This window comes from Paraburkholderia sp. EG286B (assembly GCF_040965655.1).
GTDB lineage: Bacteria > Pseudomonadota > Gammaproteobacteria > Burkholderiales > Burkholderiaceae > Paraburkholderia.
In genome coordinates, this window is the sequence record NZ_JBFRCF010000008.1 from 39313 (window position 1) to 66294 (window position 26982).

Consider the following 26982-nt stretch of genomic DNA (forward strand, 5'->3'; position numbering starts at 1 on the left):
CATGAACGCACCCGAACCCAACCGCATGATCGGCGCACCCGTCAAGCGCAAGGAAGACTACCGCTTCCTCACCGGCATCGGCCAGTACACCGACGACGTCGTGCTGCCCGCACAGACCTACGCCGTGTTCGTGCGCTCGCCGCACGCCCATGCGCGCATCAAAAGCATCGACATCGACGCCGCGAAGGCAGCGCCCGGCGTCGTGGCCGTCTTCACCGGCGCGGACCTCGCGGCGGAAAACGTGGGCGGCCTGCCGTGCGGCTGGCTCATCCACAGCATCGACGGCACGCCCATGAACGAGCCGCCGCATCCCGTGATCGCGCATGAAAAAGCGCGCCACGTGGGCGACCAGGTCGCGCTCGTGATCGCCGACTCGGTCAAGGCCGCGAAGGATGCAGCCGAACGGGTCGAGGTCGATTACGAAGAGCTGCCCGCCGCCGTCGACACGGCGCACGCCGCCGACGCCGGCCAGCCGCTCGTGCACGACGGCGTGCCGAACAACACCTGCTACACGTGGGGCCACGGCGACAAGGCCGCGACCGACGCCGCCTTCGCGCAGGCCGCGCACGTGACGACGCTCGACATCGTCAACAACCGGCTCATCCCGAACGCCATCGAGCCGCGCGCCGTGAACGCGAGCTACTCGCCGCACGACGACAGCTACACCGTCTACGTGGCGAACCAGAACCCGCACGTCGAGCGCCTGCTGATGGCCGCGTTCGTTCTCGGGCTGCCGGAAACGAAGCTGCGCATCGTCGCACCCGACGTGGGCGGCGGCTTCGGCTCGAAGATCTTTCTGTATGCCGAAGATGTCGCGCTCACGTGGGCCGCGAAGAAGATCCGCCGGCCGGTGAAGTGGACCGCCGAACGATCGGAGTCCTTCGTTTCCGATGCGCACGGCCGCGACCACGTGACCAAAGCCGAACTCGCGCTCGACAAGGACGGCAAGTTCCTCGCCATGCGCGTGCACACCACGGCGAACATGGGCGCGTATCTCTCGACCTTCGCCTCGAGCGTGCCGACCATCCTGTACGCCACGCTGCTCGCGGGCCAGTACACCACGCCCGCGATCTACGCCGAGGTGAAGGCCGTGTTCACGAACACGGTGCCCGTGGACGCGTACCGCGGCGCGGGGCGCCCGGAAGCGACCTACGTGGTCGAGCGTCTGGTGGAGACGGCCGCGCGCGAGATGAACATCGACCCGGCCGAAATCCGCCGCCGCAACTTCATCACGAGCTTCCCGTACGCCACGCCCGTTGGCCTCACCTATGACACGGGCGACTACGAAGCGTGCCTCGGGCGCGCACTGGAACTCGCCGACGTGAAGGGCTTCGCCACGCGCCGCGACGCATCGAAGGCACAGGGGAAACTGCGCGGTCTCGGCTACTCCTGCTACATCGAGGCGTGCGGGCTCGCGCCTTCGAACATCGCGGGTGCGCTCGGCGCGCGTGCGGGCCTCTTCGAAGCCGGTGAGGTCCGCGTGAATCCGACCGGTTCCGTCACCGTGTTCACGGGCTCGCATAGCCACGGCCAAGGCCACGAGACGACCTTCGCGCAGGTCGTGGCCGATCGCCTGGGCGTGCCGATCGAACAGGTCGAGATCGTGCACGGCGACACGGGCCGCATTCCGTTCGGCATGGGCACCTATGGCTCGCGCTCGATCTCGGTGGGCGGCTCGGCCATCATGAAGGCGCTCGACAAGATCGAGGCGAAGGCGAAGAAGATCGCCGCGCACATGCTCGAAGCAGGCGTGGAGGACATCGAGTTCGCCGACGGCGTGTTCCGCGTGGCGGGCACCGACCGCACGAAGACCTTCGCGGAAATCTCGCTCGCCGCGTACGTGCCGCACAACTATCCGCTGGAGACGCTCGAACCGGGCCTCGACGAAAGCGCGTTCTACGATCCGACCAACTTCACCTATCCGTCGGGCGCGTATCTCTGCGAAGTCGAAGTCGATCCCGAGACGGGCGAGACGCGCATCGAACGCTTCACCGCCGTGGACGATTTCGGCAACGTCATCAACCCGATGATCGTCGAAGGCCAGGTGCATGGCGGCCTAGGCCAGGGGATCGGCCAGGCGATGCTCGAACAGTGCGTGTACGACAACGAGAGCGGCCAGCTGCTCTCGGGCTCGTATATGGACTACGCGATGCCGCACGCGTCGGATGTGCCTTCGTATACGGTCGAAACCGCGAAAGGCACGCCGTGCACGCACAATCCGCTTGGCGTGAAGGGCTGCGGCGAAGCCGGTGCGATCGGCTCGCCACCCGCCGTCATCAACGCGATCCTGGACGCACTTAGCTCCCTAGGCGTGAAGGACCTGCAGATGCCGGCCACGCCGCATCGTGTATGGCAGGCGATCCAGGCCGCGCAGGCCCCTACACAACCTTGAGCGGAGGCGCTCCATGTACGCATTCGACTATCAACGCGCAAGCGACGCGCAAGGCGCCGTGAAAGCCCTCGCGGCCGACGCCGACGCCAAATTCCTCGGTGGCGGCCAGAGCCTGCTCGCGGCCATGAAACTGCGGCTCGCGCAGCCCACCACGCTCGTGGACGTCACGCGCATACCCGAACTGAAAGCCGTGCAGGTGGACGGCAAGGTGGTGAAGGTGGGCGCGGCCGTGTGCCATGCCGACGTCGCCGAGAACGCGCAGATCCGCAACACGCTGCCGGCGCTCGCGGACCTCGCGGGCATGATCGGCGACCGCCAGGTGCGCGCGCTCGGCACGCTGGGCGGCTCGCTCGCGAACGACGATCCGGCCGCCGACTATCCGGCCGCGGTGCTCGCGCTGAACGCGGTGGTGGTGACAGACCGGCGGCGCATCGCAGCGGACGACTTCTTCCTCGGCATGTACGAAACGGCGCTGGAACCCGACGAGCTGATCGTGGCCGTCGAATTCCAGGTGCCCGAACGCGCGGCCTACGAGAAGTTTCCCAATCCGGCCTCGCACTTTGCGCTCGCGGGCGTGTTCGTCGCGAAGTATGCTGGGGAGGCGGCGGGCGGTCCCGTGCGCGTGGCGGTCACGGGCGCCGGGCCTTCGGTATTTCGCGCGGGCGCGCTGGAAAGCGCACTGAAGACGAACTTCGCGCCCGAAGCCGCACGCGCGGTGAAGATGCCCGCCGACGACCTCAATACCGACCTGCACGCGAGCGCGGCCTATCGCGCGCACCTCATCCCGGTGCTCGCGGCGCGCGCGGTGGCGAAGGCCAACGGCTAGGCTTGTCCCGAGGGCGAGCGCTTCCAGGTGAACATGGGAGCGCTCGCCGCCTTTGATTCGCGTTGCCAGAATCCCGCATGCAATCCGCCTCGATCGACGACACCCTCGCACAACTCGAAGCGCGCGGCTATTTCGCGAGCCGCGAACTCGCCACGGCGCTCTTTCTTGCGCTGCGCATGGAACGCCCGCTGTTTCTCGAAGGCGAGCCGGGCGTGGGCAAGACCGAACTCGCGAAGGCCGCGGCGGCGATGCTCGGCACGACGGTGTTGCGCCTGCAATGCTACGAAGGACTCGATACGGCCAGCGCGCTGTACGAGTGGGACTATCCGCGCCAGATCATGGCGCTGCGTCTTGCCGAAGCCGCCGGCGACAAGCCCCGCAACGACACGCTCTATCGCGACGAATTTCTGCTCAAGCGCCCGCTGCTCCAGGCGCTGCAGCCCGACCCGCAAAACCCCGGCGCGCGCCGCGTGCTGCTGATCGACGAAATCGACCGCGCCGACGAACCGTTCGAAGCCTTCCTGCTCGAACTCCTTTCGGACTTCCAGGTATCGATTCCCGAATACGGCACCGTGCGCGCGAGCACGCCGCCGCTCGTCGTGATCACGTCGAACCGCACGCGCGAAGTGCACGACGCGCTCAAACGGCGCTGTCTCTATCAATGGCTCGGCTACCCAGACCGCGCGCGCGAACTCGCGATCGTGGCCGCGCGCGCGCCCGAGACCGCCCCGGAACTGCAGCAGCGCGCCGTGGCGTTCGTGCACCAGTTGCGCACGATGGACCTTTTCAAGGCGCCCGGCATTGCGGAAACGATCGACTGGTGCCGCGCGCTGAGCGCGCTCGCCGTGACGGAACTCGATCCGCAGTCGGTGCAGGACACGCTGGGCGTGCTGCTGAAGTACCAAGACGACCTCGCGCAGCTCGACGCGCAGCGCATCGCGCAAACGCTCGCGCTCGCGGAGTGAGCACGATGCCCGCTGCCTCGTCGTCCGGAACCCACGCCACCTCGCCCGCCGCCATGCCCACGCCCGCGAGCGTGTTCGCGCGCAACGTCGTGCATTTCGTGCGCGTGCTGCGCGGCGCCGGCCTGCCGATGTCGCCTTCGCGCGCCGTCGACGCGATCGAAGCGCTGCGCCACATCGACCTCGGCCGCCGCGAAGACGTGCATGCGGCGCTCGCCGCGCTCCTCACGAGCGCGCCCGACGAGCGCGAGATCTTCGACGCCGCGTTCGCGCTCTTCTGGCGCGATCCGGATTTCGAAGGCAAGCTGTGCGCGCTGCTGCTGCCGAAGGTGCAAGGCGGCGTGCCGCCGCCGCGCCGGAACAACCGCCTCGCCGACGCGCTCGCGGCGCGTCCTGCCCATCGCCCCGGCGCGAAGCCACCGCCCTCGCACGAAGAGCACGAGTTGCGCGCACACGCCACGTTCAGCGCCGAGGAACGCCTGCGCCAGCGCGACTTCGACACGCTCACCGCCGACGAATGGCGCACGCTGCGCCACCTGATCCGCGCGCGCCGCCTGCCGCTCGCCACCGTTCGCACGCGACGCCTGAAGGCAGCGTCGCGCGGCACCCACGCGGATCTGCGCGCGAGCGCGCGCCACGCGGTGCGCGCGGGCGGCGACTGGACCGTGTGGAAATATCGCGCGCCCGTGGAACGCAAGCTGCCGCTCGTGCTGCTGCTCGACATCTCCGGCTCGATGAGCAGCTACTCGCGCGCGGTGCTCTACTTCTGCCACGCGTTGCTGCAATCGCGCGAGCGCCTGCAGGTGTTCCTGTTCGGCACGCGCCTGACGCACGCCACGCGCGCGCTGCGCGAACGCGACCCCGACGTCGCGCTCGCCCAGCTCGCCACCCAGGTCGCGGACTGGTCCGGCGGCACGCGCATCGGCGCCACGCTCGCGGAATTCAACCGCCGCTGGGCGCGCCGCATGCTCGGGGGGCGCGCGACGGTGCTGATCGTCACCGACGGGCTCGATCACGATGAATGCGGCCGGCTCAGCGAGGAGATGGCGCGCCTGCACCGCTTCGCGCATCGCGTGATCTGGCTCAATCCGCTCTTGCGTTACCACGATTTCGCGCCGAAAGCGCGCGGCGTGCAGGCGATGCTGCCCCACGTCGACGCCCACTACCCCGTCCACAATCTCGACAGCCTCGAAGCGTTCGCGCGCAGCCTGTGCGAAGCCGCGCCGATCGGGTCTGCGCCTCATGCGGCAACGCCTCTGGCGACTCGTCTGCCGAAACCGGCACGCGCGTTGCACACCCTGCAGGCGCGCCCGGCACAAGGAGAAACACGATGGAGCTGACTGAAAGCCACACGCTGCCGGTGCCGCAACAGCGCGCCTGGGAAGCGCTCAACGACACGGCGATCCTCAAGGCGTGCATACCGGGCTGCGAAAGCATCGAGGCCGACGGCGAGAACGCCTACGCCGTCGCGCTGACCGCCGCGGTGGGCCCGGTGAAGGCGCGCTTCAAGGGCCGCATGCAGCTCGCCGATATCGACGCCCCCAACAGCTACACGATCGTCTTCGAGGGCCAGGGCGGCGCAGCGGGCTTCGGCAAGGGCGACGCGCACGTGAAGCTCGAAGCCGCGGGCGACGCGTCGACCACGCTCACCTACACCGCGAACGCCCAGGTAGGCGGCAAGCTCGCGCAGATCGGCTCGCGGCTCGTCGACGGCGCGGCGCGCAAGATCGCCGGCGAGTTTTTCAAGCGTTTCGGGCAACAGCTGGGCGGCGGCGCGCAGGAAAATACCGACGAGGCGGCGGAACCGGCCGCGAGCGACGCAGAAGGCCAGCCACAAGGCGAAGGCGCAGAGGAAACACCGAAGAGGAAACGATCATGGACAGCGTGGATCTCGAAGTCCTGAAATCCAGCGTGCGCTGGCTCGACGCAGGGCACCGCGCGCTGCTGGTGACAGTCGTGAAAACGTGGGGCTCGTCGCCGCGTCCCGAGGGCGCGATGCTGGTGGTGCGCGGCGACGGCCTCGTGGTCGGCTCCGTGTCGGGCGGCTGCATCGAGGACGATCTGATCGACCGCGTGCACCGCGAAGGCGTGACGATCGTGAAGCCCGAAGCCGTCAAATACGGCATCACGGCGGAAGAGGCGCATCGTTTCGGACTGCCATGCGGCGGCACGATCCAGCTCGTGCTCGAACCGCTCTCCGAGGCCTCGGGCATTCGCGAACTGCTCGAAACCGTCGAGCGCGGCGAACTCGTTGCGCGCACACTCGACATGGCGACCGGCCGCGCCACGCTCGGCCCCGCGAAAGCGACCGATGGCGTGGACTTCGACGACGTGCGCCTGCTCACGATTCACGGGCCGCGCTACCGCATGCTGGTGATCGGCGCCGGGCAGCTCTCGCGCTATCTCTGCCAGATCGCCGTGGGGCTCGACTACCAGGTGACCGTGTGCGACCCGCGCGAGGAATACACCGACACCTGGGACGTGCCCGGCACGGCGCTCGTGCGCACGATGCCCGACGACACGGTGCTCGACATGAAGCTCGACGAACGCTGCGCCGTGATCGCGCTCACGCACGACCCGAAGCTCGACGACCTCGCGCTGATGGAAGCGCTCAAGACGCCCGCGTTCTACGTGGGCGCGCTGGGCTCGCGGCGCAACAACGCGGCGCGGCGCGAGCGGCTCAAGGAGTTCGACCTGAGCGAAGCGGAACTCGCGCGGCTGCATGGGCCGGTGGGCATTTACATCGGCAGCCGCACGCCGCCGGAAATCGCGGTGTCGATCCTCGCGGAGGTCACGGCGGCGAAGAACGGCGTCTCGCTGCCCACCATTCTCCAGGTGGAAGGCGCAAAGGCCGCGCGAGAACACGCGGCGGGCGCGGGATCGACGTGCGATGTGTGAGGCCGCTGCGCGGCCGCCTTCACGCGTGAGGCGAGCGCCCGTCGCGGTCCGTCCCGCGCCACCGTTCCTGCTCGCGCTCGTGCCACTACGCGCCCCCCAAAAAACTGCGGGCCGCGACTTTCGTCGGCGGCCCGCAGTACGGGTTTCTGGCGGGCGGCTCGCGCCGCCTCGCTTCACTCGAGCGTCACGGCATCAGCCGAACAGCTTCATCGCCTGCGTGAGCGTGTTGGTCACACCCCACACGAGCGGCACCAGCACGTAGAGCCAGAAGATCGCCATCAGCGCCTTGTTCGACGATTTCGGGGCGGCTTGGATAGACATTGCGCGTTTCTCCTTATTTACCGGCGGCGAGTTGCGTCTCGCTCATGTGGTGCTTCGCGTCCACGCGGTGCACGAGCAGATTGCAGATGAAGCCGATCACCAGCAGCGAAGCCATGATGTGCACGGTCATCGTGTAGGCGTCGGCCTTCGCCACGCCGTGCGCGACCTGGTACGCGCGCACGTAGTTCACGAGCACCGGGCCCGCCACGCCTGCCGCGGCCCATGCGGTGAGCAGACGGCCGTGAATGCCGCCGACGAACGCCGTGCCGAACATGTCCGCGAGATAGGCGGGCACGGTCGAGAAGCCGCCGCCGTACATCGAGAGAATCAGGCAGAACGCGAGCACGAAGAACACGATGTTGCCGCTCTGCGCGAACTGCGGCACCGCGTAATAGAGCACCGCGCCGAACACGAAGAAGATGAAGTAGGTGTTCTTGCGGCCCACCCAGTCGGAGGCCGAAGCCCACACGAAGCGCCCGCCCATGTTGAAGAGCGAGAGCAGGCCGACGAAGCCCGCCGCCGCGCCGGCGCTCACGGTGTCCTTGAAGCTTTCCTGGATCATGACCGAGGCCTGGCCCAGAATGCCGATGCCGGCCGTCACGTTGAGGAACAGCACGAGCCAGATCAGGTAGAACTGCGGCGTCTTGAGCGCCTGGTCGATGTGCACGTGCTGGTTCGACACGAGCTTCTTCGCCACGACGGGCGGCGTCCAGCCCGCCGGCTTCCAGTCCGGCGCGGGCACGCGGATGGTGATGGCGCCGATCGTCATCGAGATGAAATACGCCACACCGAGCACCACGAAGGTCTGGGCGACGCCCACGCTCGTGTCGCTCGCGAAATGCTTCATCAGCATGACGGAGAGCGGGGCGGCGATCATCGCGCCGCCGCCGAAGCCCATGATCGCGAGGCCCGTTGCCATGCCGCGGCGGTCGGGGAACCAGCGGATCAGCGTCGAAACCGGCGAGACGTAGCCGAGCCCGAGGCCGATGCCGCCGATCACGCCGTAGCCGAGATAGAGCAGCGCGATCTGGTGCAGATACACGCCGAGCGCGGAAACGAGGAAACCGCCGCCAAAGCAGCACGCCGCGGTAAACATCGTGCGGCGCGGGCCGACACGTTCGAGCCACTTGCCGCCGAACGCGGCGGAAAGGCCGAGAAACACGATGGCCAGCGAGAAAATCCAGCCCAGCGTGGTGAGCGACCAGTCATCGGGCGCGGACTGCGTAATGCCGATCACCTTCGTGAGCGGCGCGTTGAACACGGAAAACGCGTAGGCCTGGCCGATGCACAGGTGCACGGCCAGCGCGGCGGGCGGCACCATCCAGCGCGAAAAGCCCGGCGGGGCGACGGTCGCCTCTTTGGAAAAGAAAGGTGCGCTTTGCGCACCGCGCGTCGAATCTGCAACGCTGCTCATGGGATCTCCCGAATCGACCAGAGGTTGAGAGCGCGGGGTAAACGCTCGCTCTGGTCCCATCCAAAATGGCTGTTGGTAGGCGTGGTCTTTCGTGCTCTTTATATGCGCAAACGCATAGAACACTTAATTGCCGCTTGACGGCTGCACGAACCTTAGTCCCCAACCGCCTCCTTGGCAATATGAGGTAAACATACATATGCCATACAACGGCCCGCGCGCCGCCGCGCTGCCTCGATTGTTGCGTGCGCAGCAAACCGGCGGGGACGCCCAATGACGCCGCGCAGGGCGCCGCAGACGGGCATGTGGTTGCGCGGCCCAGCATTAGACTCAATGCTCGATACAGGGCCCCCAGCGGGCTGTGTGCGGGCCATCCGCTTGACAAGCGCCTTGCATGACTTTTAAGTGGCAGAAGTAGCGCCCATCCGCGACCCGCCACCTGCCGAGCCCCCCATGCGCCTCGCTCTCGCTCTTTGCCTAGCCGTGCTCGGCCCCGCCACGGGAACCTTCGCCGCCGACCTGCGCCCGGGTGTGGCGCAGCTCACTCCGGTGCCGCTCGAAGCGAGCGCGCTGAATCCGGCAGGCAGCGCCGCACAGGCGCCCTACACCAACGAAGCGGAAACGCAGACCTTCACCGTCAATGCGGACGGCTCGTACACCAAGCTCGACTCGCTCACGCTACGCGTGAACACAGAGGCCGGCATTGCGCGCGCGGGCCAGTATTACGTGTGGTTCAACCGCGAAATGGCCCACGTGGAGGTGCTCGAAGCGTGGACCGAGGACGCCCAGGGCGGGCGTCACGACGTGCGCCCCGAGCAGATCCGCGACGTGCAGGAAGTGCGTTCGTTCGACGCCCCGATGTTCCAGGACGTGCAGGACAAGGTGATCGTATTCCCCGCCGTGGAGCCGGGCGCGCGCGTGCATCTCACGTGGCGCAAGATCCAGCGCGTGCCGCTCGTGCCCGGCTGGTTCAGCGACTTCACGCCACCCGACCTCGCGCCCACGCACCGCTTCCGCGTGATCTACGACCTGCCCTCGAAAGTGCCGCTCTACGCCGACGCGCGCGGCTTCACCGTGCTGCCGCCCGCCACGGTGAACGGCCGCACGCGCTACGAGTACCGCTACGACAAGTCGAACTTCGAGCGCCTCGAATATGGCTCGGTCGCCTACGTGAGCTACGGCGACCGGCTGATGGTATCCACCTTTCCCGACTACGCGGCCTTCGCGAAGGTGTATCGCGAGGCGGCGATGGATCCCACCGTGCGCGATCCGGCCATCGTGCGCCTTGCGCAGACGCTCACGGCGCACGACGACACGCCGCGCGCCAAAGCGCAAACGCTCTATGACTGGGTGCGCCGCAACATCCGCTACGTGGCGATGAATATCGGGCGCGGCGAGATCGTGCCGCACCACGTAACCGACGTGCTCGCGAACCGCTACGGCGATTGCAAGGACCACGTCGCACTCTACGGCGCGCTGCTCGGGGCCGTTGGCATCCGCAGCACGCCGGCGCTCGTGAACAGCGGCACGGTCTACACGCTGCCGAGCGTGCCGGGCTTCGGCGTGATCAATCACGTCATCACCTGGCTGCCCGATCTGCAGATGTTCGCGGATTCCACGGCGAGCAACATCGAGTTCAGCTATTTGCCGTCGACGGACATGGACCGCGAGGCCGTGCTCGCCGGCGACGGCACGCAGGTCCGCACGCCCGCCACGGCCACGACCACGCGCGAGAGCGATCTCGATATCACGGTCGCGCCCGACGGCTCGGCGCGCTTCATCTACCGCTTGCAATCGGAGGGCTGGTCCGCCGAACAGACGCGCAGCGTGCTGCGCCTGCAAACGCCCGCGCAGCGCGAGGAGTCGCTGCAATGGGAGCTGCGCAACGCCAACCTGCGCGGCAACGCCACGCTCGCGTCAAGCCCGCTCGACGCCACCGCGGGTCCGCTCGTGCTCACGCTCACGGGCACCTTCGACGGCTTCGTCGACCCGGAAATGACCACGCCCGTGCCCACGCTCACGAGCTTCGTGGGCGGGCTCGACGCGAATCTGCGCTACTGGCTCGGCGAATCGCGGCGCACGCAGCCCTTCATGTGCCGCAACGTGGTGGTGACCGAGCGCACGCGCATCGTGTTGCCGCCTGGCATGCACGTACTCGACGTGCCCATGCCGCAGCACGCCGACAACCGTTTCATCGACTTCAGTTCGCAGTACGCGCTCGACCCGCAGGCGAATGTGCTGCGCGTCACGCGTATGGGTCAAACGCATTTCGCGAGCGACGTCTGCAGCGCCGACGATTTCGCGCAGATGCGCCCCGCGTTCGAGACGATGGCGCGCGACCTGCGCGCGCAGTTGATCGTCAAGCCGTCGGCCCAAGGCGCGGCGCCGGATAGTCCGGCGAGCGCGCAGTGACCCGGCGCACGACGTTCACACGGGCCAGAGCGGTCCTTCCTGCATCGCGCCGATCTGCTCGCGCAGTTCGAGAATGCGCTCTTCCCAGTAGCGCTGCGTGTTGAACCACGGGAAGGCGGCCGGAAACGCGGGATCGTGCCAGCGGCGCGCGAGCCAGGCCGAGTAGTGGATGAGACGCAGCGTGCGCAGCGCTTCGACGAGGTGCAGCTCGCGCGGCTCGAATTCGCAGAAGTCCTCGTAACCGGCGAGCAAATCCGCCATCGCACGCGAAGCGCCTGCGCGATCGCCGGGCAAAAGCAGCCACAAATCCTGGATAGCGGGACCCATGCGGCTGTCGTCGAAGTCCACGAAATGCGGGCCGGCGTCGGTCCAGAGCACGTTGCTCGGATGGCAATCGCCGTGCAGGCGCAACGACCGCAAGTCGCCCGCACGCTCGAAGGCCGCCTCCACGCCTTCGAGCGCGAGCGTCACCGCGGCCTGCCACGCTTCGCGCACGTCCTCTGGCACGAAGCCGTGTTCGAGCAGATACGTGCGTGGCTCGTAGCCGTAGGACTGAATGTCGAGCGTGGGGCGCGCCTCGTACGGCCGGGTCGCGCCCACGGCGTGAATGCGGCCGATGAAGCGGCCGAGCCACTCGAGCGTGTCGCTGCGGTCGAGATCAGGCGCGCGGCCGCCGCGCCGCTCGAACAGCGAGAAGCGAAACCCCTCGAACTCGTGCAGCGTGCGCCCTTCGAAGGCGAGCGCAGGCACGGCCGGAATCTCGCGCGCGGCGAGTTCGGCGACGAAGGCGTGCTCTTCGAGGATCGCCTCGTCGCTCCAGCGCCCGGGGCGATAGAACTTGGCGACGAGCGGCGGCCCGTCTTCCACGCCCACCTGGTAGACGCGGTTCTCGTAGCTGTTGAGCGCGAGCATGCGGCCGTCCGTGCGGCGCTCGGCCGGGATCAGCACGCCGTCGACGGCGTCGAGCACGCATTCGGGTGTGAGGCGCGCGTAGGGCGCGGCCTGGTCGCCGGGATGGCCCGGTTGGCTGGACTCGCCGGGACCGGAAGGCCCGCCCGGGACGGGAGAAGGATCGTAATTCATACCCGCAATTGTGCCTCTTGCGGGCAGTGCCGGCGAGCGCGCGGTGCACGCGCCAGACACGATCAATACAAACGCGGCGCACAACCCTGCGACGGGACGCAACGCGCCTCGTCAACCTGTGACACGGCCCGGACTCAGTGGATCTGCGCGCCGGCGGGCATGACGTGCTCGCCCGTATCGATCAGATCTTCGAGAAAAAAGGGCTCGGTATTGAGCTGCGCCGACGAGCCAGGCTCCCCGGCATACCACGTCACCATCGCCATGTCGCCGAGAATGCGCATCACGATGCCGCGCGCGCCCTGTGGCACCGCGATATGAACGGAACGGACGATAGAACCGATTTGCATGATGTTTCCCCGTTACCTCGCTACCTTCGCCGGCTCCCTCGAAGGAAGACCGGTCGGCATGCTGACAAAAAAACCGATGCGCACCATCAGTTGCGCGCGCATCCAAACCCGCCTCGGGCGACCCGCTCGCGCCGCGCGCTTAAGCACGGCCGGACCCTTGGCATCCCCATTGTTGCCTGTTTGAGCGCGTGAGCAAAGCGAAAAAATAGGGGGGGGTATCAACGGCGGCGGGCAGACGGCGCCCTGTGCCGCCAAAAGCCCCGCCCCCCTTCGCTCACGCATCTTACGAAAACCTGACTGTAATAGATGGTAAACCCCATTCCTCGCGACCTTGCCAGGGCAGTCCCTGAAAAAGTACGCTGATGCAGGGGACTGGCGCTATAGTCCTGTGCCAACCGTGCACCACAAAGGCCCGGCGCAGCACAGGCAAAGACCTCACGCGCGCCACAACAGCCGGCCACGATACCGATAACCTGAACGCTCGCCACCGCGGCCAGACCAGCTGCGCGAGCCAGACTCCGCCACCAGCGAAGGAACCCGCCGTTCCATGTGGATCGTTCGACTCGCGCTCAAGCGCCCGTACACGTTCGTCGTGCTCGCGTTGCTGCTTTTGATTGTCGGGCCGCTGACGATCCTGCGCACGCCCACGGATATCTTCCCGAACATCGACATTCCGGTGCTCTCGGTGATCTGGACCTACACGGGTCTGCCCGCCGACGAGATGGAAAAGCGCATCGTGCTCAACTACGAGCGCGGCCTTTCCGTGGCGGTGAACGATATCGAGCACACCGAATCGACGTCGCTGAACGGCATCGCGGTCGTGAAGATCTTCTTCCAGCCGCATGCCAATATCCAGGAAGCGCTCGCCGAAGTCACGGCGCTGTCACAGGCGCAGCTGCGCTCGCTGCCGCCCGGCATCCAGCCGCCGTTCATCCTGCGCTACAACGCCTCGACGGTGCCGATCCTGCGCCTGTCGCTTTCTTCGCCGCAGCTGACCGAGCAGGAGCTGTTCGACTACGGCAACAACTTCCTGAAGACGCAGCTCGCGACCGTGCCGGGCGCCTCCGCGCCGCTGCCCTATGGCGGCAAGCAGCGGCAGATCATGGTCGACATCAACCAGCGCGCACTGCAGCAGCACAATCTCTCGCCCATGGACGTGGTGAATGCGATCAGCGCGCAGAACCTCATCCTGCCCTCGGGCACGGCAAAAATCGGCGCGACCGAATATTCGGTGACGATGAATGCAAGCCCCGACAGCTTAGCGGGCCTGAACGACATTCCCGTGAAAACCACGGCGAGCGGCACGATCTACATCCGCGACGTGGCGCACGTGCGCGACGGCTACGTGCCGCAAACCAATATCGTGCGCGTGGACGGCCAGCGCGCGTCGCTTCTCACCATCAACAAGAGCGGCAACACGTCGACGCTCGAGATTGTGGACCGCATCAAGGAGATGATGCCGACGCTGCGCAATCTCGTGCCGCCGTCGCTCAATATCGATCCGGTCGCCGACCAGTCGCTGTTCGTGCGCGCCTCCGTGCAGGGCGTGCTGCGCGAAGCGCTGATCGCCGCGGCGCTCACGGCGCTCATGATCCTCCTGTTCCTCGGCAACTGGCGCGCCACGCTCATCATCGCGATCTCGATTCCGCTGTCGATGATCACCTCGGTCATCGTGCTCGCAGCGCTCGGCGAGACCATCAACATCATGACGCTGGGCGGGCTCGCGCTCGCGGTCGGCATTCTGGTTGACGACGCAACGGTCGCGATCGAGAACATCAGCCAGCAACTCGAGCAAGGCAAGACGCTGGAGCAGGCGATTCTCGACGGCGCGCATCAGATCGCCATTCCTACGCTCGTCTCCACGCTCTCCATCTGCATCGTGTTCGTGCCGATGTTCCTGCTCACGGGCGTGGCGCACTACCTCTTCATTCCACTCGCGGAAGCCGTGGTGTTCGCGATGCTGGCGTCGTACTTCTTCTCGCGTACGCTCGTGCCCACGCTCGCGAAGTACCTGATGCGCCATCATCACAAGCCCGCCGACCTGCATCACCTGCATGGCACGACGCGCAATCCGTTCATGCGCGTGCACCTCGCGTTCGAGCGCGGCTTCGAGGGGCTGCGCGAGCGCTATCGCGCGTTTCTCACGGCGCGGGTGAAGCATCCCGTGTGGTTCGTCGTGGCGTTTCTCGCCTGCTGTGGCGCGTCGCTGCTGCTCATGCCGTTCCTCGGGCGCGACTTCTTTCCACAGGTCGATGCGGGCACCATCGCGCTGCACGTGCGCGCGAAAACCGGCATGCGTGTCGAGGAAACCGCCGTGCTCGTCGACCGTATCGACAAGCGCGTGCGCACGCTGATTCCGCCGGGCGAGTTGCATTCGATCATCGACAACATCGGCCTGCCGGTCTCGGGCATCAACCTCTCGTACAGCAACACGGGCACCATCGGCACGTCCGACGCCGACGTACTGATCTCGCTGAACGAGGACCATCACCCCACCGCCGGTTACGTGCGCCTCTTGCGGCGCACGCTCAACGACGAATTCCCCGGCGTGCAGTTCGCCTTCCTGCCCGCCGATATCGTGAGCCAGACGCTGAACTTCGGCATGCCCTCGCCCATCGATGTGCAGATCGTGGGCCGCGACGTGGCCGGCAACCGCGCGTTCGCGGCGAAGCTGCTCGCGCGGCTGCGCGGCGTGCCCGGTTTCGCCGACGCGCGCATCCAGCAGCCCGCGGACCTGCCGCGCATTTTCATCGACGTGGACCGCACGCGCGCGCAGCAGGCAGGCTTCACGCAGAAGGATGTGGCGAGCGACCTGCTCATCACGCTCTCGGGCAGCCAGCAGACCACGCCCACGTTCTGGCTCAATCCGATCAACGGCGTGAGCTACAACGTCGTCACGGAAGCCCCGCAATACACGATCGATTCGCTGCAGTCGCTCGCCAACATTCCGCTCACCGCGAACGGGCGCAGCAACATACTCGGCTCGCTCGCGAGCATGCAGCGCATCTCGGGCGACGCGGTGGTCACGCACTACAACGCGCAGACTACCATCGACATTTACGGCACCGCCGACGGGCGCGACCTGGGCGCCGTTTCCGACGACATCGCGAAGATCATCGATGAGACGCGCAGCGAACTGCCGAAGACGTCGAACATCAAGCTGCGCGGCCAGGTCCAGACGATGAACGATTCGTTCTCCGGACTGTTCGGCGGGCTCATCTTCGCGATCGTGCTCGTGTATCTGCTGATCGTCGTGAACTTCCAGTCGTGGCTCGATCCGTTCATCATCATCACGGCGCTGCCGGGCGCGCTCGCGGGTATTGTCTGGATGCTGTTCCTCACGCACACCACGCTGTCCATTCCCGCGCTCACGGGCGCGATCATGTGTATCGGCATCGCCACGGCGAACTCCATTCTCGTCATCAGCTTTGCGCGCGAGCAGTTGCGCCTGCACGGCGACGCGGCGCGCGCCGCGATCGAAGCGGGCTACACGCGCTTTCGCCCGGTGCTCATGACCGCGCTCGCCATGGTGATCGGCATGGTGCCGATGGCCATCGGCCTTGGCGAAGGCGGCGAGCAGAACGCACCGCTCGGGCGCGCCGTGATCGGCGGCCTCGCGGTGGGCACGCTCGCCACGCTGATCTTCGTCCCGGTGGTGTTCTCGCTCATCTACCGCAAGCTCGGCGAGCGCCGCCAGCGCGCCAGTGAAAACGTGGTGCCCAAATCATGAAACCCCTGTCATGACGACTCATTCGCAAACGCCTTCGCCGCAAGAGCCGCCTCGTCCTCATCAACCGCGGCGCTGGCCCATCGTGCTCGCCGCGCTCGTCGTGCTCGGCCTCGCGGCGCAGGGCATCTGGTCGCGCCATAGCGCACACGCGGCGCTCGAACGCGAGGCGAAATCCGCGAGCACCCTGACCGTGCAGGTCGTCACGCCGCAGCGCTCGGCGCGCGCGCTCGACCTCGTGCTGCCCGGCAACGTGCAGGCCTTTCTCGACACGCCGATCTACGCACGCACGAGCGGTTATCTGCGCAAGTGGTACTTCGACATCGGCGCGCACGTGAAGGCGGGCCAGCTGCTCGCCGAAATCGACGCGCCCGAAGTGGACGACCAGTTGCGCGCCGCGCGCGCCGATCTCGCCAACGCCGAAGCGAACTACGCGCTTGCGAAAACCACGGCCGACCGCTGGACGCAGATGCTGCAAACGCGCTCGGTGGCGAAACAGGACACCGACGAAAAAGTCGGCGACATGCTCGCGAAAAAGGCCACGCTCGACTCCGCGCGCTTCAACGTCTCGCGGCTCTCGCAGCTACAGTCGTACGAACGCGTGACGGCCCCCTTCGCCGGCATCGTCACCGCGCGCAACGTGGACGTGGGCGCGCTCATCGACGCGGGCAACGGCGGCACCTCGCAAAAGGAGCTGTTCCATCTTGCCCAGGCCGACCGTCTGCGCGTGTACGCGAACGTGCCGCAGGCTTACGCACAGCAGATCCGCGTGCAGCAGCATGCGTATCTCACGCTCAACGAGGAGCAGGGCAAGCACTTTCCCGGCATCGTCGCGCGCACGGCGGGCGCCGTCGACGCACAGCAGCGCACCATGCTGGTCGAAGTCGATGTGGACAACCGCAGCGGCGAGTTGCTGCCCGGCGCCTACGCGCAGGTCCACTTCGCGCTCGACGGCTCGGCCACGCCGATCACGCTGCCCGGCAACGCCTTCCTGTTCCGCCCCGACGGCGTGAAGGTGGCGACCGTCGATGCGCAAGATCGCGTGAAGCTCGTGAAGGTCACGCTCGGCACCGACTTCGGCACGCGCGTGGCAGTGGCGGCGGGGCTCACCGGCGACGAGCGCGTGATCGTCAATCCGCAGGACGCGATCGTCGACGGCACGCCGGTGCGCATCGTGCAGCCGCACGGCGAGCACGAGGCCGGTGCGGCGCATGGCGCGAGCGGTGCGGGCAGGAACATGGGCAACAGCGCACAGGCGCAGGGCGAATGATGAAGCCCGCGCGGATTCGACTGTTCGCGTTGGCCATGCTTGCGGCGCTCGGCGGCTGCAAGGTGGGCCCCGACTACGTGCGCCCGGCGATGCCCGTGGCCGCAACCTTCAGGGAACTCGAAGGCACGGGCTGGACGATTGCACAGCCCGCTGACAGCGCGGCGCGCGGCGCGTGGTGGACGATCTACGAGGACGCCCAGCTCGACGCACTCGAAGCCCAGATCGAAGGCGCGAACCAGAACGTGCAGGCCGCGCAGGCGCACTTTCGCGCGGCGCGCGCGAACGTCGCGCAGCAGCGCTCGAGCTTTTTCCCGCTCGTGACGGCGAGCGGCGACTTTTCGCGCTACCGCACCTCGCAGAATCTCCTGTACACGTCGAAAGCCGGTCAGACGATCAACGACTACTCCGTGGGCATCGACGCCACCTGGGAGCCCGACATCTGGGGCCGCGTCGCGCGCAACGTCGAGGCCGCCAAGGCGAACGCACAGGCGAGCGCCGCCGACATGCAGGCCGTGCTGCTCTCCATGCAGGCCGAACTCGCGACCGACTACTTCGAGTTGCGCGGCGTCGACCGCGAACGGCAACTGCTCGACGACACCATCAAGGCCTATCGCGAGTCGCTCGAACTCACGCAGAACCGCTACGCGGGCGGCATCGCCACCGACGCCGATGTGGGCCAGGCGCAAACGCAGTTGCAGACCACCGTGGCGCAGGCGATCGATCTCGGCGTGCAGCGCGCGCAGCTCGAGCACGCCATCGCGATTCTGATCGGACAGTCGCCTTCCACGTTCACGCTCGCTGCCGCACCGAAGGAGGCTTACGCGGTGCGCGCGATCGCGAGCCCGCCGGGCGTGCCGTCGACGCTGCTCGAACGGCGTCCCGACATCGCGGCAGCCGAGCGCCACGTCGCCGCCGCGAACGCGCAGGTGGGCGTGGCGACGGCGGCGTTCTTCCCGAACCTCATGCTCGCGGTCACGGGTGGGCTGGAGGCGACCAACTTCAGCCAGTGGCTCGTCGCGCCCGCGCGCTTCTGGTCGCTCGGGCCGACGCTCGCTGGCACGCTGATCGACTTCGGCGGGCGCGAGGCGGTGCGCAACGAAGCGCGCGCGCAGTATGACGAGAACGTCGCGCAGTATCGCCAGACGGTGCTCGACGCCTTCGGCGAGGTCGAGGACAACCTCGCGGCGCTACGCGTGCTGGCGCAGGAGGCGACCGCCCAGGACCGCGCGGTGGATGCCGCGCAGCGCACGCTCGTCACCATCAACAATCGCTATCTGGGCGGCGCGATCACCTATCTCGACGTGGTGGTCGCGCAAACCACGGCGCTCACCAACGAACGCCAGGCCGTGGCGATCTCGCGCCGGCGCATGGCGGCGAGCGTCGCGCTCGTGAAGGCGCTCGGCGGCGGCTGGAGCGCGGCGGATTTACCAGGCGATGCGGCGCTGGTCCACCCGGACGACGCGCAAAAAGCGCAGCCCGCCAGCGGGCCGCAAGGCGCTTCGCCGAACGCCGCTCGCAGCGCGCAGCCGGGCGCCTCGCGCGCTCCGGGCTGAGCGGCCGCGCGGTTGCGCCGGGCACCCGGCCTGCGGCGCTCGACCACGCCATTTGCTCAACAGGCGTATCGTTGCGCCTTTGCAATCTTGCTGGAGATCCTGTCGTGACTGCATCACCGGGCGCCCCGCGCACTTCCGCGCCCTCCGCCGTTCCGTACATCGAACGCGGCACTCCCGAATTCTGGCGCGCAAGCCTCGCGCTGCTGTTCGCCGGCTACGCCACCTTTTCGCTTCTCTACTGCGTGCAGCCGCTCCTGCCCGCGTTCTCCCAAACCTTCGGCGTGAGCCCCGCGCAGGGCAGCCTCTCGCTCTCGTTCACCACGGCCGCGCTCGCCATCGCGATCTTCGTCGCGGGCTTCGTCTCCGAAGGCTGGAGCCGGCGCGGCATGATGACCGCGTCGCTGTGCGCCTCGTCGCTGCTCACGCTCGCCAGCGCCTTCGTGCCGCACTGGCATGAGATGCTCGTGCTGCGCACGCTCCTCGGCATCGCGCTCGGCGGCGTGCCCGCCGTGGCCATGGCCTGGCTCGCCGAGGAAATGCACCCGGACGGCCTCGGCCTGTCGATGGGACTCTACGTGGGTGGCACGGCGATCGGCGGCATGGCGGGGCGCGTGATCACGGGCATCGTCACCGACCTGTTCGGCTGGCGCGCGGCCGTGGCCGTGATCGGCGTGCTCGGGCTCGCCTCCATGTTCGCGTTCCGCTCGCTGCTGCCGCCCTCGCGCCACTTCGTGCCGAAGAGCGGCCTCGGCTTCGCGCATCACCGCGCGGCGCTGCTGCGCCATTTCGCGCGGCCGGGCCTGCCGATGCTGTTCGTGATGGGCTTCGTGCTGATGGGCAGCTTCGTCACGCTCTACAACTACATCGGCTACCGGTTGATCGCGGCGCCCTATCACATGAGCCAGGCGGCCATCGGCGCGATTTTCCTCGTCTACCTGACCGGCGTGGTCGCCTCGCCGTGGTCGGGCCGCATGGCCGACACCTTCGGGCGCGGCCGCGTGCTGATCGCCAGTCTCGCGCTGATGCTCACGGGCGTCGTGCTCACGCTGTTCGCACCGCTCACGGCGATTGCGGCGGGCATCGCCTGCCTGACCATCGGCTTCTTCGCGGGACACGCGGTGGCGAGCGGCTGGGTCGGCCGGCTCGCGCGCGAAGCGAAAGGCCAGGCCGCCGCGCTTTACCTGCTCGCCTATTACCTCGGCTCGAGCGTGATGGGGTCGATCGGCGGACACTTCTGGGCCGGCGCGGGCTGGGGCGGCGTGGCCGGCCTCGTGATCGTGCTGCTGGTCGTGGGCCTCGCACTGGCGCTCACGCTGCGCGGGCGCGAGCGAGCCGGAGCGGCCTGAGCCCGCGAAGCCGCCCGCGCGGCATGCAAACTGCGCACTCGCGACTTTGTGTGCTGCGCGCGACGGCAATCGAAAGGCGTCCGTAATATTCAGACGACTCGCGATTTGCGGGCCGTGTGCCTCGCACCGCAGCGCAGCGCCGCATCTGGCGGGCTTTTGCGGCGCGGCATCTGCTTCACGGGGAGTCTGACGGCGCGCACACGCGCCGCCGCCCTCACCTATACTCGATTGCAGGCCCGGGGCCGCAGCGTCATGCCATTGGCATGGCGACGAGAAAGACAACCACTGCGAGCCATCGTCGCCCATACGATACGCAATCCCTGCATGGGACCGGAGTCAATGCTGAAGCACTAACTCCGGATCGACAGGAGACAAGCATGGAAGGTTATTTCACGATCGGCGATTTCGTGATGATCATCCCGATGGCCCTCGCTGGCGCGCTCTTTCTTGGCGCAGTGCCGTGCGCAACGGAATTCAGACACAACACGCTGCGCGTGATCGGCGCGCTGATCGGCGTACTCGCGGCCGTTGCACTTGTCGAGACGCTGCCGGCGCTAATGTAGCGGACGTTTGCCGCACGCTTCGTACGCACGGCGGCTCGCAGGCGCGCGAAGTGGCGAAGCACCATCCTCGCGGCTCGAAGCGCCGCGGCTGGCGCGCACGCGCGCCACTCGCTCGCACTCCCCCCTCTCAGCCGGGATCGATACCCGGCTGCAAGCCCTTGAACTGACGCAACGCAGCGGCCAGATAGCCCGCGCGCGCAGGCGCGCCTGCAGCGTCTTCGGCGTGCACGAGCGCGGGCAGCGCCGTCCACGGCAGCGTCGGATGCAGATGATGCTGGCGATGCAGGTGGTGGTTCATCAGCAGCACGCCCAAAGCGCGCGGCACGCGAAAATCCCGCGCGCGGCCCGGTTCGTCGAGCGCAACGCCGTAGTGCGGCAGGTTGTCGGCAAGCGAAAGCCACAGTCCGCGCAGGTACATCGCCACGAGCAGCACGGGCCAGGCCTTGCCGTAGAGCGCGAACGAAGCCGCATAGAGTGCGAGCGACGCAAGCCAGTCGCGCCGCGCACGGCGGCGCCTCACGGGATCGGTAGCGTGGTTCGCGAAGAGCCGCTGCACCTGCACGCCTTCGCGGCCATGCGCGCCCACGCCGCGCTCGATGACGGCACGCGCGAGCCGCGCCGGCATAAACGCCAACAGCGGCAGCAGCAATTCAGCGAGGTAGAGACCACCCATCAACCGCCCGTAGTACGCCACGCGACGACGCCAGCGCGGGCCGCTCGCGCCGTGCGTGTCGTGCACATCGGGCCGGTCGAACGGCTCGCGCGTGAAGCGGTGATGCATCAGGTGTCCGAAACGCACGGCGTCGAACGGCATCGCCAGACCGATCGAGAGCGCGCGGGCGAGCCACTCGTTCACGCGCCGGTCGCGCGCCAGTTGTCCGTGTATGCCTTCATGAATGAGGCCCCAGTGGATCGGCGTGGCGAGCACGACGGGCGCGAGTGTCGCCAGCAGCGCGAGCGTCGGGCCGCCCGCTGCGTCCAGCAACAGCGGCAAGCCGATGAGTTCGTAGCTAAGCGCCGTGAGCGCGAACGCGATCAGCGCGGCGTTCATGCGGCTCGCCGTTGCGGGCCGGGGTGAGTGGGTTGACCGCCTGGCGGGTTCGGCGCGGGTGGCGGACGGGGAAAGCGCTTCAGTTTCGGCGCTCAAGAACTCCATGGTGATTCCTCGCGGCAAAGGCTGCCGCGACGTTAGCAGGGCCACATGACAAAGCGAAGAACCGCGCGCCGCGCGGCCGTGGCCGATGTGCGCCCGATCGTTCGCGCATAAAAAACCGCCTCGCGAGGAGGCGGTTCTTTGCGCCGGGAAGCAGGCAGAAGCGTGCCGCTCAGATGGGCTGATCGGTCGACGGCTTCTCCCACAGGTTCACGCCGCCTTCGGTCGCATAGCGGTCGATCTCCGCGAGTTCTTCCTTCGAAAACTCGAGGTTCTTCAGCGCCGCGACGTTCTCGCGTACCTGCTCCGCGCGGCTCGCGCCGATCAGCGCCGAGGTCACGCGGCCGCCGCGCAGCGTCCACGCGATCGCCATCTGCGCGAGGCTCTGGCCGCGGCGCAGCGCGAGGTCGTTGAGCTTGCGCACGTGCTCGATGTTCTGGGCGCTCAGGTGCTCGCTCTTGAGCGAGCCGCCGCCCGGGCGGTTCACGCGCGCGTCTTCGGGCACGCCGTTCAGGTACTTGTTCGTGAGCACGCCCTGCGCGAGCGGCGTGAACGCGATGCTGCCCGTTCCCAGGTCCTCGAGCGTGTCGAGCAGTTCTTCCTCGACCCAGCGGTTGAGCATGTTGTACGACGGCTGGTGAATGAGCAGCGGCACCTTGTATTCGGCGAGGAGCCGGGCCATTTCGCGCGTCTTCGCGGAGGAATACGACGAGATGCCGACATAGAGCGCCTTGCCCTGCTGCACGGCCGTGGCCAGCGCGCCCGCCGTTTCTTCGAGCGGCGTTTCCACGTCGAAGCGGTGCGAATAGAAGATGTCGACGTAGTCGAGGCCCATGCGCTGCAGGCTCTGGTCGAGGCTCGCGAGCACGTACTTGCGCGAGCCGCCGCCCTGGCCGTACGGACCCGGCCACATGTCCCAGCCGGCCTTCGACGAGATCAGCAGTTCGTCGCGGTACGGACGGAAATCGTCCTTGAAAATACGGCCGAAGTTGGTTTCGGCGCTGCCGTACGGCGGGCCGTAGTTGTTCGCGAGATCGAAGTGCGTGATGCCGAGATCGAACGCGGTGCGCAGGATGTCGCGCTGGGTCGAGATCGGCGTGGTGTCGCCGAAGTTGTGCCACAGACCGAGCGACAGCGCGGGCAGTTTGAGCCCCGACTTGCCGCAAAAGCGGTACTGCATGTCCGAATAGCGTTCTGAGGCTGCTTCGTAAGCCATGGTCTGAATCCTCGGCGAAAACGGGAAGTGAGCGAAAAGATGGGCGCGATGCGCCGTGGGGCACACCGCTCGCGTGAGGCAGCTATGTTAGCCAATCCGCCCAAGGCGTGCAGATGCCCACTATGCGGGAAAGGCGATGGGGCGCGCGTGTCAGGCAGGCGCAAAAACCGCACCCTGGACGCGCCGCGGCCACTCGCCTACACTGCGGCGTCCATCCTTTGCGAGAGGTTGTTCATGGCCAAAGCGATTTCGATCGCGCTCATCGCCTGTGGCGTCGTGCTGTTGTACTTCGGCGGCCAGTCGCTCCATTCGTTCGCGAACGACATGTCGCGCCTGTTTACCGGCGCGCCCACCAACCGCACGATCCTCCTGATCGGGGGCGGCATCGCCGCGACGCTCGCGGGCATCACCGGGCTCGCGATGTCGGGGCGCCGGCGCTAGGCGCCAGCACGGCAGCGTCGGCTCAGAACTTCACCTCGGGCTTCGACGCCGAGCGCGTGCCCGGCAGCGGCACGTTGCTCGCGCCGTGATAGGTGTACACGAGCGAAAACTTCACCTGATCGCTCTGGTTCTGCCCCGCCGAATGCAGCGTGTTGCAGTGGAAGAACACCACGTCGCCGGCGGCGAGCGTCGGGGCAATGGCGCGGTCGATCCACACCTTGTTCTCGGGCAGGTCGGCGCGGAAGAATTTGGCGGCGTCGAACTTGTCCGAGGTGAACGGCGCGTCGTGCGAGCCCGGCACGAACCACAGGCCGCCGTTTTCCATCTTCTCCGGCCCGAGCGCGAGCCAGACCGACACGAGGTCGTCGCGCTCGAACGACCAGTAGCGCACGTCGCGGTGCCAGCCCGTCAGGCTGCCGTAGTGCGGGTGCTTCGTCATCATGCAGTTGTGATGCGCGCACGACAGGACCGGCTCCTCGCCGAAATACAGTTCCATCCACCCCGCGATCTCCGGCGAAGTCGCCCACTCGCGATACAGCGCGTGGCGCGAGTACGCGTCGAGCAGGCGCCGCACCGTATGGCCGCCGGGAGCGTGCTTCGATTCGGGCGCGCCGGGGTAGCGCAGATCGGCTTCGAATTCGAGCGGCGCGGCAGCCGCCTGCAACTGCTCCTGAGCAACCCGCTTGATCGCCTCGCAGCGCTCGGGCGAGACGAGCACCGGCACGACCACGAAGCCGCGCTCGCGCAGCGCCTGCACCTGTTCTTTCTTTGACTGGACTGACATGGGACTTCCGTTATGCGATCTCGATGCGAGCAAGGGCCGCAGCCTGCGTTCGCCGCTTCGTCAAACGACAAGCGTGCGGCGTCGGCGCGCGCCGACTTCATCGATTGTAAAGCGTGCCGGCACGGCGGGAAGGACCACGCGCTCACACGAGGTGGCTCCATGCGCGCCGCGCATCGAGCCGCACGCGAATGGCGCGCGCGCACCGCGATGAAGACAAAGGGCGGGATCGCATGCATCAAAGACGCGCAGGGCCGGGTATTAACGGACTTTCTGCCGTCATGATTCGCGTGTAGCCTGTCGCGATGTTGTTTGACTTCACCGAATTCTCATCGCACGGACGGATCGCCGTGAACGCCTTGCCCCACAAGGTGCTCCAACAGAAGAATCCGTCGCGTCGCGTCCTACGCCGCGCCATGCGGCCCGTCTCCCGTCCACCGAGATCGTGACGCCCTGGAAGACAGGCACGTTTGCTGCTCGACGCATAGCGTCGCGCAAGGCGCACCTCGAACCGATTGCTCAACCGCCATGCATACCCTCTTCAATACTCAACGCATGACCCACGCCGCCCACACCGCGCTGAAAGCGGCACGCCCCGCCCGCCGTCACCTGGTGCGCGCACTGCGACACCATGCCGCCCGCACTCGCGCGCTCACGCAACAAGTGCGCGAAGCGAAGCCCGTCGACGGCATGCGCACCTGGTTCCACTCGTTCTTCGCCGTGCTGCGCATGCGTTCGGGCGCGCGCCACTTCTCGCTGCGCACGCTGCTCTATCGTCCGAATGCGCCGCTGCGCACGCTCGCCGCCCCGTCCACGGTTCACGTGACGCGCAGCACGCGCAAGCCGCGCCGTATGGGCGCGAGCAGCACAGGCTGGTTCGGTTTCGCGATGCGCTGAGACGCGCGCGCGGTCCGCTCCGCGCAATCCGCAGAAAACAAAAAAACCCCGCACGGGCTCGCGCCCTGCGGGGTTTTTCTTCGCTTTCTTGACTCAAGCCGGCGTGAGGCCGGCTCTTGCGAATGCTTACGCGACGGCTACGCTCACCGGCTCCGTGCCGGCGGCTTCGGCCAGAACCAGCGCCTTGTCGGTCGCTTCCCACGAGAATTCCGGCTCTTCGCGGCCGAAGTGGCCGTAGGCGGCGGTCTTTTCGTAGATCGGGCGCAGCAGGTCGAGCATCTGGATGATGCCCTTCGGACGCAGGTCGAAGTGTTCGCGCACGAGCTTCGTGATGGTCGCGTCCGAAACCTTGCCGGTGCCGAACGTGTTGACCATGACCGAGGTCGGCTCGGCCACGCCGATGGCGTACGACACCTGGATCAGGCAGCGCGACGCAAGGCCGGCGGCCACGATGTTCTTCGCGACGTAGCGGCCAGCGTAGGCTGCCGAGCGGTCCACCTTCGACGGATCCTTGCCCGAGAACGCACCGCCGCCGTGCGGGGCTGCGCCGCCGTACGTATCGACGATGATCTTGCGGCCCGTGAGACCGCAATCGCCCTGCGGGCCGCCGATCACGAAGCGACCGGTCGGGTTCACGAGGAACTTGATGTCGCCCTTGATCAGCTCGGACGGCAGCACCGGCTTGATGACTTCTTCGATCACGGCTTCGCGCAGCGTGCCGAGGTCGATGTCCGGCGAGTGCTGGGTGGAGAGCACGACGGTGTCGATGGCGTGCGGCCGGCCGTCGACGTAGCGGATCGTGACCTGCGACTTCGCATCCGGACGCAGCCACGGCAGACGGCCGTCGCGGCGCAGGTTCGACTGGCGCTCGACCAGACGGTGCGACAGGTGGATCGGCAGCGGCATCAGTTCGGGCGTTTCGTCGCACGCATAGCCGAACATCAGGCCCTGGTCGCCGGCGCCCTGGTCGAGGTTGTTGTCGTGCGCGCGGTCCACGCCCTGGGCGATGTCCGGCGACTGCTTGTCGTAGGCGACGAGCACCGCGCAGCCGCGGTAGTCGATGCCGTAGTCGGTGTTGTCGTAGCCGATGCGCTTGATGGTGTCGCGCGCGACCTGGATGTAGTCGACGTTGGCCGTCGTGGTGATTTCACCGGCCAGCACGACGAGACCCGTGTTGCACAGCGTTTCCGCTGCAACGCGCGAGTACTTGTCCTGCGTGAGGATGGCGTCGAGGATCGCGTCCGAGATCTGGTCGGCGACCTTGTCCGGATGGCCTTCGGAGACGGATTCGGAGGTGAAGAAATAGTCGTTTGCCACGTGTATAGCTCCTTGTAGCTGGTGACGGTTGAGTTCACGTAGCCAGCTTCGGGAGCTTTGAAGCGG

Annotated in this window: 22 protein-coding genes; 14 read left to right on the forward strand and 8 right to left on the reverse strand. The window is 67.3% G+C overall.

Annotated elements, in window-relative coordinates:
- Position 1 precedes the first annotated feature (1 nt).
- From AB4Y42_RS18645 to AB4Y42_RS18670, 6 genes are all read left to right on the forward strand, one after another.
- A complete protein-coding gene (locus tag AB4Y42_RS18645) occupies positions 2-2392 on the forward strand; it encodes a xanthine dehydrogenase family protein molybdopterin-binding subunit (RefSeq protein WP_368689415.1) in 2391 nt (796 codons plus the stop codon).
- A 13-nt stretch (positions 2393-2405) separates the two neighbouring features.
- Entirely contained in the window at positions 2406-3218 is an 813-nt protein-coding gene (locus tag AB4Y42_RS18650; protein WP_368689416.1) for a xanthine dehydrogenase family protein subunit M, read from the forward strand.
- 77 nt (positions 3219-3295) lie between these two features.
- The gene (locus AB4Y42_RS18655; RefSeq protein WP_368689417.1) at positions 3296-4183 is read left to right on the forward strand and encodes an AAA family ATPase; all 888 of its coding nucleotides are present in this window, start codon (positions 3296-3298) and stop codon (positions 4181-4183) included.
- A gap of 53 nt (positions 4184-4236) precedes the next feature.
- Positions 4237-5520 (forward strand): VWA domain-containing protein, encoded by a 1284-nt coding sequence (locus AB4Y42_RS18660; RefSeq protein WP_368695114.1) that lies wholly within the window; start codon positions 4237-4239, stop codon positions 5518-5520.
- The gene (locus tag AB4Y42_RS18665; RefSeq protein WP_368689418.1) at positions 5511-6083 is read left to right on the forward strand and encodes a CoxG family protein; all 573 of its coding nucleotides are present in this window, start codon (positions 5511-5513) and stop codon (positions 6081-6083) included. The genes AB4Y42_RS18660 and AB4Y42_RS18665 overlap by 10 nt, the downstream gene beginning before the upstream one ends.
- A complete protein-coding gene (locus tag AB4Y42_RS18670) occupies positions 6056-7078 on the forward strand; it encodes an XdhC family protein (protein WP_368689419.1) in 1023 nt (340 codons plus the stop codon). The genes AB4Y42_RS18665 and AB4Y42_RS18670 overlap by 28 nt, the downstream gene beginning before the upstream one ends.
- A 192-nt stretch (positions 7079-7270) precedes the next feature.
- Here the strand turns inward: AB4Y42_RS18670 and AB4Y42_RS18675 are convergent, their stop codons facing one another.
- The gene (locus tag AB4Y42_RS18675; protein WP_368694981.1) at positions 7271-7399 is read right to left on the reverse strand and encodes an oxalate:formate antiporter; all 129 of its coding nucleotides are present in this window, start codon (positions 7397-7399) and stop codon (positions 7271-7273) included.
- A 13-nt stretch (positions 7400-7412) separates the two neighbouring features.
- Entirely contained in the window at positions 7413-8813 is a 1401-nt protein-coding gene (locus AB4Y42_RS18680; RefSeq protein WP_368694982.1) for an OFA family MFS transporter, read from the reverse strand.
- A gap of 450 nt (positions 8814-9263) precedes the next feature.
- Here AB4Y42_RS18680 and AB4Y42_RS18685 point away from each other — a divergent pair, with 450 nt between their 5' ends.
- Positions 9264-11222 (forward strand): DUF3857 domain-containing transglutaminase family protein, encoded by a 1959-nt coding sequence (locus AB4Y42_RS18685; RefSeq protein WP_368694983.1) that lies wholly within the window; start codon positions 9264-9266, stop codon positions 11220-11222.
- A gap of 15 nt (positions 11223-11237) precedes the next feature.
- On the opposite strand, the gene AB4Y42_RS18690 is transcribed toward AB4Y42_RS18685, so the two are convergent.
- Positions 11238-12305, reverse strand: coding sequence for a serine/threonine protein kinase (locus tag AB4Y42_RS18690; protein ID WP_368689422.1), 1068 nt, complete (start codon positions 12303-12305; stop codon positions 11238-11240).
- Positions 12306-12439: 134 nt separating this feature from the next.
- Positions 12440-12652 carry a hypothetical protein gene (locus tag AB4Y42_RS18695; protein ID WP_028211876.1) on the reverse strand — a complete coding sequence of 71 codons (213 nt, stop codon included), beginning with the start codon at positions 12650-12652 and terminating at the stop codon, positions 12440-12442.
- A gap of 547 nt (positions 12653-13199) precedes the next feature.
- On the opposite strand from AB4Y42_RS18695, the gene AB4Y42_RS18700 reads away from it, so the two are divergent.
- The 5 genes from AB4Y42_RS18700 (at position 13200) to AB4Y42_RS18720 (ending at position 21111) form a co-directional block, all read left to right on the forward strand.
- The gene (locus AB4Y42_RS18700) at positions 13200-16382 is read left to right on the forward strand and encodes an efflux RND transporter permease subunit (RefSeq protein ID WP_368694984.1); all 3183 of its coding nucleotides are present in this window, start codon (positions 13200-13202) and stop codon (positions 16380-16382) included.
- 10 nt (positions 16383-16392) lie between these two features.
- Positions 16393-17649 (forward strand): efflux RND transporter periplasmic adaptor subunit, encoded by a 1257-nt coding sequence (locus AB4Y42_RS18705; protein ID WP_368694985.1) that lies wholly within the window; start codon positions 16393-16395, stop codon positions 17647-17649.
- Positions 17649-19202, forward strand: a complete 1554-nt coding sequence (locus tag AB4Y42_RS18710; RefSeq protein WP_368695115.1) for an efflux transporter outer membrane subunit — start codon at positions 17649-17651, stop codon at positions 19200-19202. Before AB4Y42_RS18705 ends, AB4Y42_RS18710 begins: the two co-directional genes overlap by 1 nt.
- A 104-nt stretch (positions 19203-19306) precedes the next feature.
- Positions 19307-20548, forward strand: coding sequence for an MFS transporter (locus AB4Y42_RS18715; protein WP_368694986.1), 1242 nt, complete (start codon positions 19307-19309; stop codon positions 20546-20548).
- A gap of 377 nt (positions 20549-20925) precedes the next feature.
- Positions 20926-21111, forward strand: a complete 186-nt coding sequence (locus AB4Y42_RS18720; protein ID WP_028203177.1) for a hypothetical protein — start codon at positions 20926-20928, stop codon at positions 21109-21111.
- Between the two features lie 127 nt (positions 21112-21238).
- Here AB4Y42_RS18720 and AB4Y42_RS18725 read toward each other — a convergent pair whose 3' ends face one another.
- Both AB4Y42_RS18725 and mgrA read right to left on the reverse strand, forming a co-directional pair.
- Complete coding sequence (locus tag AB4Y42_RS18725) at positions 21239-22162, reverse strand: fatty acid desaturase (RefSeq protein WP_368694987.1); 924 nt, start codon at positions 22160-22162, stop codon at positions 21239-21241.
- 274 nt (positions 22163-22436) lie between these two features.
- On the reverse strand, positions 22437-23480 hold the full coding sequence (gene mgrA, locus AB4Y42_RS18730; RefSeq protein ID WP_368694988.1) for an L-glyceraldehyde 3-phosphate reductase: 1044 nt from the start codon (positions 23478-23480) through the stop codon (positions 22437-22439).
- Positions 23481-23714: 234 nt separating this feature from the next.
- Between mgrA and AB4Y42_RS18735 the strand changes: the two genes are divergently transcribed.
- Complete coding sequence (locus AB4Y42_RS18735) at positions 23715-23921, forward strand: DUF3185 family protein (protein WP_069264683.1); 207 nt, start codon at positions 23715-23717, stop codon at positions 23919-23921.
- A 22-nt stretch (positions 23922-23943) separates the two neighbouring features.
- Here the strand turns inward: AB4Y42_RS18735 and AB4Y42_RS18740 are convergent, their stop codons facing one another.
- On the reverse strand, positions 23944-24705 hold the full coding sequence (locus AB4Y42_RS18740) for a phytanoyl-CoA dioxygenase family protein (RefSeq protein WP_368694989.1): 762 nt from the start codon (positions 24703-24705) through the stop codon (positions 23944-23946).
- 525 nt (positions 24706-25230) lie between these two features.
- Between AB4Y42_RS18740 and AB4Y42_RS18745 the strand changes: the two genes are divergently transcribed.
- Positions 25231-25599 (forward strand): hypothetical protein, encoded by a 369-nt coding sequence (locus AB4Y42_RS18745; RefSeq protein WP_368689429.1) that lies wholly within the window; start codon positions 25231-25233, stop codon positions 25597-25599.
- 126 nt (positions 25600-25725) lie between these two features.
- On the opposite strand, the gene metK is transcribed toward AB4Y42_RS18745, so the two are convergent.
- Complete coding sequence (gene metK / locus AB4Y42_RS18750; protein WP_368694990.1) at positions 25726-26916, reverse strand: methionine adenosyltransferase; 1191 nt, start codon at positions 26914-26916, stop codon at positions 25726-25728.
- Positions 26917-26982 lie beyond the last annotated feature (66 nt).